This is a genomic window from Burkholderia sp. LMG 13014 (assembly GCF_905232215.1).
Lineage (GTDB): Bacteria > Pseudomonadota > Gammaproteobacteria > Burkholderiales > Burkholderiaceae > Burkholderia.
In genome coordinates, this window is record NZ_CAJNKE010000536.1 from 1 (window position 1) to 3,980 (window position 3,980).

Here is a 3,980-nt window from a genome sequence, read left to right on the forward strand (position 1 = left end):
GCCATCTGCAGGTCGTGCGTCGTGTCACCGATCATCACGGTGCGCGACAGGTCCTGACCCAATTCCCGGGACAGTTCATGCAGCATCGCCGGATGGGGCTTCGAGAAGGTTTCATCCGCACAGCGCGTCGCATCGAACAGGCTCGTCAGCTTCGACTGATCGAGCACGCGGTTCAACCCGACCCGGCCCTTGCCGGTTGCGACGGCAAGCAGATAGCCCGTGTCACGCAACTCGGCGAGCAGTTCGCGCACGCCGGCGAACAGCTCGATGCGCTGGTCGTCGAGCAGATAGTGATAGCGGTAGCGCTCGGCGAGCCGCGAATAGTCGGACGGATCGAGGGTCGGAGCCGTAATCTGCAGCGCATCGCGCAGGCCGAGGCCGATTACGTAGCGCGACGCCTCGTCGGACGGCGTGGGCAGGCCGAGATCGCGGCATGCAGCCTGGATGCTGTGCGCGATATGCGCAGTCGAATCCATCAGCGTGCCGTCCCAGTCGAAGACGATCAGGTCAAATTGCTGTCGAGCCATGCGGTTCAGGCGTTATCGCGCAGTGCGCTGAGTTGGTCGAGGAAGCGCCGGCATTCGTCCGGCAGCGGCGCATCGAACTGCAGCGCCTCGCCGGTCAGCGGGTGAGCGAGGCGCAGCCGGTACGCATGCAGGAACATCCGTTTCAACGACGGCTGCGCATTCGCGCGCGCCAGCGCCTTGTTCAGTGCGAAATCGCCATACTTGGCGTCGCCGGCGATCGGCAGGCCGAGATGCGCGAGGTGCACACGGATCTGATGGGTCCGACCCGTTTTGAGTTCCGCTTCGAGAAGCGCGTACTCGGGCCACAGGTCGACGAGGTTGAACACCGTGTGCGACGGCAGCCCGTCGTCCTGCACGCGCACGCGGCGCTCCCCTTCCGGGGTCGAATACTTGAACAGCGGTGCCTTCACCGCGCGGCGGCGGCCCCAGTCCGACTGCCATTCGCCGTGGACGCACGCGAAGTAGCGCTTGTCCATCTTGTTCTCGCGGATCTGTTCGTGCAGGCCGACGAGTGCCGTGCGCTTCTTCGCAAGCATCAGGACGCCGGACGTCTCGCGGTCGAGCCGGTGCACCAGTTCGAGGAATTTCGCGCGCGGGCGTGCCTGGCGCATCTGCTCGATCACGCCGAACGCGACACCGCTGCCGCCGTGTACCGCGACCCCGGCCGGCTTGTTGATGACGAGCATTGCGTCGTCCTCGAACAGCACGTCGAAGTGCGCGGGCGGCACGATGGTCGCCTCCGCGCGCGCGAGGTCGGCCGCGGCCACGCGCACGGGCGGCACGCGAACGATGTCGCCGAATGCGAGCCGGTACTGCGCATCGACCCGACCCTTATTCACGCGCACTTCGCCGCTGCGCAGGATCCGGTAAATATGGCTTTTCGGCACGCCTTTACAGACGCGCAACAGGAAGTTGTCGATACGCTGACCGGCCGAGCTTTCGTCGATCTCGAGCATCGATACCTGGCCGCTTGCGACCGAATTCTGGGATATTTTGCCTAACTCGTTCATACTGAATATAATTTTGCCCAGCCTGACGTTGTGGGCGGCCTCACCGGCCGGCCCGGACTGAGCGGGCAAGGCGCAAGCACAAACCGTTATTTTACTTGCGCCGGGGGTCTGCTGCTCGCCCCTAATCAAAGAGATGCAGCAAGTTGCACGCACGGCACCGCTCGCCGGCAAGGATCGCGCCCACAGGCGGATTCGGTCGGCAAGGCGCCGCGGTAACGGAAAGTTGGTTGAAAAGAATTCGATCGGCAGCCAGACGGCGCGAAGTGCGTCCGCAGGCTGCCGGTTGCGAAAATTACGGCGTTGCGCCCGATTTGGTTCCGCGAAGCGTGCGGGACTTGGCGACGTCAAACCAGGGAAGTACACCCCAAGCGGGAAAGTCGGGCTGGATTCGATACTCCCCGCTGCGGCCCAAGCCGCAGCATCTGCCGCCCGTCGGCGCGCGCGACGCATTGCGCGCGCCCGTGGCAATGCCCGGACTCAGGCTTAGCGCGCTTCTGCAGCGTGCGGTGTGTGAACGCCGTGCTTTGAAACCGTATTCGCAGGTGCCCTACGGCCGCCGGCCCCGTCTTTCGGGCCCAAGCGCCTCTTCAGGCAATTCTCCCCGCCATCGTTCCCGCTCCAGCGTGCTTGTGACAACACAACAAGGCGCGGCCTGCCGTCGTTCCCGCCTTCGCGACTGACAACCGCGAGGCGCCGCCAGCAGAGCCGCCTGGAGCCGTTCATGAAACGCATGCTGTTCAATGCGACGCAGCAGGAGGAGCTGCGCGTCGCCATCGTCGACGGGCAAAAGCTCATCGACATCGACATCGAGACAGCCGGGCGCGAACAGCGCAAAGGCAATATCTACAAAGGTGTCATCACCCGCATCGAGCCGTCGCTCGAAGCGTGCTTCGTCAATTACGGCGAAGACCGCCACGGCTTCCTGCCGTTCAAGGAAGTCGCCCGCCAGTACTTCAAGGAAGGCATCGACATGCGCTCCGCGCGCATTCAGGATGCCCTGCGTGAAGGCCAGGAGCTGATCGTCCAGGTCGAGAAGGAAGAGCGCGGCAACAAGGGCGCTGCCCTCACCACGTTCATCTCGCTCGCCGGCCGTTATCTGGTGCTGATGCCGAACAACCCGCGCGGCGGCGGCGTGTCGCGCCGGATCGAAGGCGACGAGCGTCAGGAACTGCGCGAGACGATGGCGCAACTGCAGATCCCGGACGGCATGAGCATGATCGCCCGTACCGCGGGCATCGGCCGCAGCGCCGAGGAACTGCAGTGGGACCTGAACTACCTGCTGCAACTGTGGCGCGCGATCGAAGCGGCGTCGCAAAGCGGCAACCCCGGCCAGCCGATGCTGATCTATCTGGAATCGAGCCTCGTGATCCGCGCGATCCGGGACTATTTCCAGCCGGATATCGGCGAAATCCTGATCGATACGAACGAGATCCACGATCAGGCCCGTGCATTCATGGACATCGTGATGCCGGACAACGTCGCGAAGGTGAAGCGCTACCACGACGACGTGCCGCTCTTCTCCCGCTTCCAGATCGAACACCAGATCGAGACCGCGTACTCGCGCACGGTGCCGCTGCCGTCGGGCGGCGCGATCGTGATCGACCACACCGAAGCACTCGTCGCGATCGACGTGAACTCGGCACGCGCGACCAAGGGCGCGGACATCGAGGAAACGGCCACCCGCACGAACCTCGAAGCGGCCGACGAAGTCGCCCGCCAGCTCCGCCTGCGCGACCTCGGCGGCCTGATCGTGATCGATTTCATCGACATGGAATCGGCCAAGAGCCAGCGCGAAGTCGAGCAACGCCTGAAGGACGCGCTCAAGCACGACCGTGCGCGCGTGCAGATGGGCAAGATCTCCCGCTTCGGCCTGATGGAACTGTCGCGCCAGCGCCTGCGCCCGGCTTTGTCGGAAGGCAGCCACGTGACGTGCCCGCGCTGTAACGGCACGGGCCACATCCGCGACACCGAATCGTCCGCGCTGCAAGTGCTGCGGATCATTCAGGAAGAAGCGATGAAGGAAAACACCGCGGCGATCCACTGCCAGGTGCCGGTCGAAGTGACCGCCTTCCTGCTCAACGAAAAGCGTCAGGAAATCAACAAGATCGAGTCGCGCTTCAAGGTCGGCATCGTGCTGATCCCGAACAAGCACCTCGATACGCCGCACTACAAGCTCGAGCGCCTGCGCCACGACGACGCACGTCTCGACGATCCGCGCGCATCCTGGAAGATGGCCGAGGAAGCCGCCCGCGAACTCGAGTCGGAAACCGGCTACAGCAAGCGCGCGGCGGAAGTGAAGCCGAAGCAGGAAGCCGCGGTCAAGGGCATCACGCCCGAGCGTCCGGCCCCGAGCCCGGCCCCGCAGCGTCCGGTCGAACCCGTTGCCGCACCCGCGCCCGCGCCTGTCGCGCCGGCAAGCGGCGGCTTCTTCGGCTGGCTGAAG

3 protein-coding genes are annotated in these 3,980 nt (G+C 64.8%); 1 reads left to right on the forward strand and 2 read right to left on the reverse strand.

Going from position 1 to position 3,980, the window contains the following annotated elements; translation table 11 throughout:
• Both JYJ84_RS30350 and JYJ84_RS30355 read right to left on the reverse strand, forming a co-directional pair.
• Positions 1 to 527, reverse strand: a 527-nt coding sequence (locus JYJ84_RS30350; protein WP_205189870.1) for an HAD-IA family hydrolase, incomplete at its 3' end; no start/stop codon positions are given.
• 5 nt (positions 528 to 532) lie between these two features.
• On the reverse strand, positions 533 to 1,537 hold the full coding sequence (locus tag JYJ84_RS30355) for an RluA family pseudouridine synthase (protein WP_122946630.1): 1,005 nt from the start codon (positions 1,535 to 1,537) through the stop codon (positions 533 to 535).
• Between the two features lie 721 nt (positions 1,538 to 2,258).
• On the opposite strand from JYJ84_RS30355, the gene JYJ84_RS30360 reads away from it, so the two are divergent.
• Positions 2,259 to 3,980: Rne/Rng family ribonuclease (locus JYJ84_RS30360; protein WP_205189871.1), on the forward strand; the 1,722-nt coding region annotated here is incomplete at its 3' end.